Origin of the sequence: Pseudorhodobacter sp. (assembly GCF_030452865.1) — a bacterium.
Taxonomy (GTDB): Bacteria; Pseudomonadota; Alphaproteobacteria; order Rhodobacterales; family Rhodobacteraceae; genus Pseudorhodobacter.
This window is the reverse complement of record NZ_JAKDLJ010000234.1, coordinates 1-5,744: the sequence shown is the minus strand read 5'-3', so window position 1 is coordinate 5,744 and position 5,744 is coordinate 1. Positions and strand designations below refer to the sequence as shown.

At 58.8% G+C, this 5,744-nt stretch carries 5 protein-coding genes; 2 read left to right on the top strand and 3 right to left on the bottom strand.

The features are described from left to right. The 3 genes from L0H65_RS13210 to L0H65_RS13200 all read right to left on the bottom strand — a co-directional run. Positions 1–1,017: amidohydrolase (locus L0H65_RS13210; RefSeq protein WP_301459515.1), on the bottom strand; the 1,017-nt coding region annotated here is incomplete at its 3' end. Positions 1,018–1,196: 179 nt separating this feature from the next. Then, complete coding sequence (locus tag L0H65_RS13205; protein WP_301459514.1) at positions 1,197–2,273, bottom strand: glycosyltransferase family 2 protein; 1,077 nt, start codon at positions 2,271–2,273, stop codon at positions 1,197–1,199. A gap of 29 nt (positions 2,274–2,302) precedes the next feature. Then, on the bottom strand, positions 2,303–2,953 hold the full coding sequence (locus L0H65_RS13200; protein WP_301459513.1) for a TetR/AcrR family transcriptional regulator: 651 nt from the start codon (positions 2,951–2,953) through the stop codon (positions 2,303–2,305). A gap of 165 nt (positions 2,954–3,118) precedes the next feature. Between L0H65_RS13200 and L0H65_RS13195 the strand changes: the two genes are divergently transcribed. Both L0H65_RS13195 and L0H65_RS13190 read left to right on the top strand, forming a co-directional pair. Next, positions 3,119–4,246, top strand: a complete 1,128-nt coding sequence (locus tag L0H65_RS13195; RefSeq protein ID WP_301459512.1) for an HlyD family secretion protein — start codon at positions 3,119–3,121, stop codon at positions 4,244–4,246. Positions 4,247–4,250: 4 nt separating this feature from the next. After that, on the top strand, positions 4,251–5,744 hold a 1,494-nt coding region (locus L0H65_RS13190; protein ID WP_301459511.1), incomplete at its 3' end, for a DHA2 family efflux MFS transporter permease subunit.

The following is a 5,744-nucleotide window of genomic DNA, read 5'->3' as shown; positions in this document are numbered from 1 at the left end:
CTTGCCAACGTAGTCCTGCACCAACCCATTCAACACATCGTCGGGCAGGATTTGTACCCCAATGGTTTGGTCCTCACCCAGATAGGGCTTTGTCATCCAAGCCGTCCGCCCGCCAGCGGAGCCGTCAAGGAATATCTTGACCGCGCCAACCCGCAACATGTCGTCACCGACACCAGAGATCAGACCCGCGTTAAAGCAATCCTGCACAATGGATTTGCCCGGATCACCAAGCAGAACCTGCCAGACCCGCACCGGCAAACGCCCATCGCGTTTGGCAAGGTGATAGGCTTGGATCTCACTGAAACCGGCCACCATGCCGACAGCAGCATCCATACAAGAGGTGATGCCTTGTGACAGCAGGTAGTTGCCCGCCCGTTCTGCCGCCTCGATCAACTGTTCCACATTCGGGGTCGGAGCGGCACCGCGCAGCATGCTTTGGGCGTTTTCCGCAAAAAGCCCGGTCAGGCGACCATTGACCTTTTTGATTATACCGCCCGAAGGCACCGGTGTATTCTCATCGACCCCGGCCATTTGCAACGCCAGCGAGTTGCCGACCGAGACGTGACCACAAGCGCGGATCAGAACGACAGGATGTTTCGGTGCGGCAGCGTCCAATTCACTGCGGTCGGGGTGACGACCGGTATCCAGCTTGACTTGATCATATCCGCGCGCCATGACCCAGCCGCCTTCGGGCGTTTCAGCCGCGCGCTTGCGAATCCGATCTTGCAGCGCCTTCAGCGTTGGCGCGGCCTCGGGGCTTGCGTCGACCCATTGCATCGAAATCCCCAGCGGCATCAGATGCAGATGGTTGTCGTTCAATCCGGGGGTGGCAAATTGGCCCTGCAAATCGACGGTCTTCGTATCTTTTCCGCGCAAAACAAGGATTTCCGCGTCGCTTCCGGTTGCGAGGATACGTCCTTGCCAGATCGCAACGGCAGTACAGATCCCATCGTCAAAACCGCGCCAGATCACACCGTTATGCAGGATGAGATCCGCTTTGCAGGCAGTATGCGACATGGATCTGCTCCCCTGAGATGTCCCGATTCGTGGGGATACTTGCGCAGACGGTTTGAAAAATCAAAGGAAAAAGCGGATTTGATCACATCCTTTTGCCGTAGGGTAAGGCAGCGCTGCCCCAGGCGGTAGCCTGATGACGATCCGAAGATCGGAGAGGGCAACGGGTTCGGTCGCCACCTTCAGACAAACCTTTGATACCATTTCACCATTTGCATGACAACCGCAGGCGGCGGCGTTTGGCTGCTGCCGGCTGTGATGATCTGGTGGAACAATTCATACTCCGGTGCGGAGTGCATCAACGCCTGGAATTTTGCTTTGTGCCAATCAACCGACGCCTCGTGCAACGGTTGCACGTCAGGGATCGCGCGCAGCGCGACCAGCGCCTGCAAAGTCGCGGCGCGCATGTGGAAAATCGAGGTATTGGCAACGGTGTTGAAGTTCCGCTCCACCCAATAGGACAGATCAATCGGTTTTGTGATGCGATTGGGCAGCCCGCGCGCGCGCTTGACCAGAAAACTCTCGGCGGAGTGGAGCGAGTAGTGATTGCATTCCACCAAAGCGCGGCCATTGGGCAAGCCGAACAGCGACAGCCGATTGGGATTGGCGTTGAATATGTCCGGCATCACTTGGCCGGAGCCGTCGACCCAAACCGGGTTTTCGGTCTTGTCCGGGTTCTTTTGTCGCGGACGGTGAACGCCGAATTGATTGAATGGGCCATCAAGCCGGAAAATGGATTTGAAGAACGTCGCGGCAATCGGGTAATTCGCGGCTTCCGTCATTGACGCGGTGAATTGCTCGGTCACGGGCAGGTCTTCGAACCAGACCCGGTTGTTGCTGCCGAACAGACGCCACGGCAAAAGCATGCCTTGGGTGTTTGCCGGAACCGCCGCGAACAGATCGTCAAACCTGCCGTTTCCGGCGTGGATGTTGACGAACTCATCGACATCACAGACCAGCGCCCAATCGCAAGCCTTGCGCAGCGGGTGTTTCCACGCCGCTCGCAGGGCGGTCCATTGCGGGCGTTCCCCTTCAGTCAGGATTTGCGGAACATGGGTGATGACGCCCGCTGCATCCAGCAGCGCAAGGATTTGATCGGTGCCATCTTCGCAATCATTGGAATAGATCAGGAAATCCGTGACCCCGGCACCGCGCAGATGCGCGATCCATTCCAGCAAAAACGGGCCTTCATTGCGAACCGAGGTGACACAGAGAATACGCATCGGTGAAGTATATTCAGGAAGCTGCCGCAGTGCCATGACAGAATGGTGCCGACGACATATCTGCTTTAACGCGCACTATATGCGCGCAGAAACATCGCGACGGCACTGTCGCAGCCAAGGCGCAACCGGCCCTCATCCGGCGGGTCGGTGATCTTGCCGAACAGGCGCGGACGCCATAAACCAGCGGTGGCCAGTTCGATCAACTGGTAGGTGGCAAGGGCAATATCGGGAATCGTCAGGCTCCCCTCCGTAACTTCCGCTTCAAGAAATCCGGCCAGCACCTTTTGCGCCCGCGCAGCGCCCCCCTCATAGAAGCGGTCCGAAAGCTCCGGCATCCGCTCTGCCATGCTGATCACAGTACGTTGCGCGCGGATCACCTCATCCGAGCACAGGATGCGGGACAGGGCATAGCTGAAATCGCGCAGCTTCTGGGCACAAGGCCCGTCACCGCGCAACGTGCCTTCCAACCCCATGATCAGCTTGTCGCCCTTGATCGCGACCAGGCGCTCAAACAGGTCTTCCTTGCTGGTGAAATAGACGTAGAGCGTACTTTTAGAGACACCCGCTGCGCGGCAAATGTCATTCATACTGGCGGCATCGAAGCCGCTTTCCAGAAAAACCTGGGCCGCGCCTTGCAAAATTGCCTCGCGCTTGGCCGGGTCTTCGCCAGCCGAACGGCGGCGCGGGGTGGTGGGGTCAGGCGATGTCACATTCATTTCAACCTCAATTCGAACTGATCGGTTCGATTCAGTCTTGAAATGGTCCTTATTGCGCTATATGTCAACCATCGAACCGGGTGGTTCGATGTAATTCGACGTTTGCCCGGCTGAACATTTGAAACCGGAAATGATCTGATGTCACGCCACGAACGGTCCCCAAATATGGTCGAAGCCAGCGAGATCACCGCCGAGGCGGCGCCGGTAGGGGAACCTGCAATCCCTGCCGCCCCGGTCAAACGGGGCAAGAAGAAGCTGGTTCTTGTCGGGATCGTCCTGATTGCGCTTGTTGCCGCCGGGTTCTACGGCAAGGAATATTGGGAAACCGGACGCTTCATGGTGGAAACCGATGATGCCTATGTCGCTGCCGATATCACCCTCATCAGCAGCCGCGTGCAAGGTTATGTTGCCGAAGCGCCGGTAGGCCAGAATGCCGCCGTGAAAGCCGGGGACGTGCTGTTGCGGCTGGACGACGGCGACTACCGGATCGCGCTGGATGTGGCGAAGGGCAGGGTGGATACGGCGGGCAAAACCCTGCTCCGTATCGACGCCCAGACCAAGGCGGCGGAGGCAGGCGTCGCGCAGGCCAGTGCAATGCAGGATATGGCACAGGCGCAACTGCGCGCGGCCAAAACCAATTCCGGCCGGGTCTCACAGCTCGCGAATGGCAATATCGTCGCGCAGGCGCAGCTTGATAAAGCGGTAGAGGCGTTGGACACCGCGACCGCTTCGGTCGCCAGCGCCGATGCGGCTGTGGCCAACGCGCAAGCGCAGGTCGGCGTCTTGCACGCGCAACGGGCAGAGGCGGAAGGCACACGGCATGAGTTGGAACTGGCTGCAAAACAGGCGCAACGCAATCTTGATCTGACGGTCTTGCATGCGCCCGCCGATGGCACCTTGGGCAGCTTTTCACTGGAAACCGGTGATCTGGTCACACCCGGCGCGCGTCTTGGGGCGCTGGTGCCGTTGAAATCGCTTTATATCGACGCGAATTTCAAGGAAACCCAGATGGCAGGGATATCGCAAGGGGCGACCGTACACATCCGGTTTGACAGCATCCCGGACACGGCCTTCGAAGGTCGGGTCGCCTCCATCGCGCCGGCAACCGGGTCGGTGTTCTCGCTGATCCCGGCGGAGAATGCGACGGGCAACTTCACCAAAGTTGTCCAGCGTGTTCCGGTCCGCATCGACATCCCGCAAGCCGCGATTGACAGCGGCTTGCTGCGCGCGGGCCTTTCCGCCGTGGTCGAGGTTGACAACCGCACCGGTGCTGCCGCGGGCAAGGCCAAGTAGGCCGATGCCGGTCGCTGCCACACATGCGGAGCCGGAACTGACCCCGCGCCGGATTGCCGGGTTCATGGTCATGGTCTTTGGCATGTTCATGGCGATCTTGGACATTCAGATCGTCTCCGCCTCGTTGCCCGATATTCAGGCCGGGCTTGGTGCGAGCATTGACGAGATAAGCTGGGTCCAGACCGCCTATCTGATTGCCGAAGTCATCATGATCCCGCTGTCGGGCTTTCTGGCGCGGGTAATGTCGACGCGCATCCTGTTCACGATTGCCGCTGCCGGGTTCACCGCATCCAGTTTCATGTGTGCAACCTCCGGCTCCATGTCCGAGATGATCATCTGGCGCGCGCTTCAGGGGTTTCTGGGCGGTGGCATGATCCCGTCGGTTTTTGCGGCGGCTTTTACGATCTTCCCGCCGTCGAAACGCAACATCGTCTCTCCCATCATCGGGTTGATCGCCACAATGGCACCGACTGTCGGGCCGACCATCGGCGGCTATCTCAGCCATACGATGTCCTGGCATTGGCTGTTTCTGGTCAATGTCATTCCCGGCATCGGCGTGACATTCGGTGCGTGGATGCTGATCGACTTCGACCGCCCGAACTGGAAGCTGTTTGACCATTTCGATTGGTGGGGTCTGGCCGCCCTTGCCGCGTTTTTGGGTTCAATGGAATATGTGTTGGAGGAAGGACCGTCGAACGATTGGCTCAATGACAAGGTGATTGCTGCTACGGCGGTCGTCATGGTCGTCGGAGGCATCGTCACCTTCTGGCGTGCCTTCACGCGGACGGAACCGATAGTCGATTTTTCAGCGTTCAAGGACACCAATTTCGCGGTCGGCTGCGTGTTCAGCTTTACCATGGGCATCGGGCTTTATGGGCTGACTTATCTTTACCCGCTGTTTCTGGCCTATGTCCGTGGCTATGACAGCCTGATGATTGGCGAAACCGTGTTCGTCTCAGGCATCGCGATGTTTTTTTCTGCACCGCTGGCGGGGTTTCTGGCGTCAAAACTGGATTTGCGGGTGATGCTGCTGATCGGCTTTCTGCTGTTCGGGCTTTCTACCTGGATGCTGACCGGTTTGACCGCCGAGTGGGATTTCAAAGAGCTGTTCTGGCCGCAGATCCTGCGGGGCATGGCGCTGATGCTGTGTATGGTGCCGATCAACAATCTGGCGCTTGGCACTTTGCCGCATGACAAGATGAAAGGGGCATCGGGCCTTTACAACCTGATGCGGAATCTTGGTGGTGCAATCGGACTGGCATTGATCAACACAGTGCTTTCGGATCGCGGTGCATTCCACTACGCGCGCCTGTCGGAGGCGATTTCATGGACCAACGATGAGGCGATGCGCCAATTGAACATGATGGCGGGCAATCTGGCGGCGCGGGGACTTGATGGCCAAACCGGCGCGCTGATGCAGATGGCGGGGCGCGTGCGCGCGCAGGCAACCGTGATGTCCTTTGTCGATGTCTTCTTGCTGATAACCAGCCTGTTCGCC

Bases quoted from the DNA above. Each gene is read 5' to 3' on its own strand.
- L0H65_RS13205 (WP_301459514.1), bottom strand. From the start codon at position 2,273: ATGGCACTGCGGCAGCTTCCTGAATATACTTCACCGATGCGTATTCTC.
- L0H65_RS13200 (WP_301459513.1), bottom strand. From the start codon at position 2,953: ATGAATGTGACATCGCCTGACCCCACCACCCCGCGCCGCCGTTCGGCT.
- L0H65_RS13195 (WP_301459512.1), top strand. From the start codon at position 3,119: ATGGTCGAAGCCAGCGAGATCACCGCCGAGGCGGCGCCGGTAGGGGAA.